General features: G+C 52.2%; 1 protein-coding gene. It reads left to right on the forward strand.

The features are described 5' to 3' along the window. Window positions 1-27: 27 nt before the first annotated feature. Window positions 28-278 (forward strand): hypothetical protein (locus ABJK56_RS03525; protein ID WP_347243285.1); only part of this gene is annotated, 251 nt, incomplete at its 3' end.

Below are 278 nucleotides of genomic sequence, written 5' to 3' on the forward strand. Positions count from 1 at the left end.
GTATTTTACCTGTAATTCAGGACGTGAGTGGAGCACATTAACAATTTTAGGACGGTTGCATCGCCCACGATCCGACCGAGGATACTGAAAGGTGATATCCCGGCACTCCCTACACTGGCCGAGGGAGGGATCATTACCCGTCCCACACTGGCAGTATTGGGAGAGAGAGCTCCTGAGGCAGTATTGCCGTTGCGTGGTAGTGCATTGGATGTTCTTGCTGAGCGCATCACCGATGCCGTGGCCAAGAGACCGACCTATACGATTTACGCTCAATATAG

Source organism: Thermogutta sp., from assembly GCF_039793925.1.
Taxonomy (GTDB): Bacteria; Planctomycetota; Planctomycetia; order Pirellulales; family Thermoguttaceae; genus Thermogutta.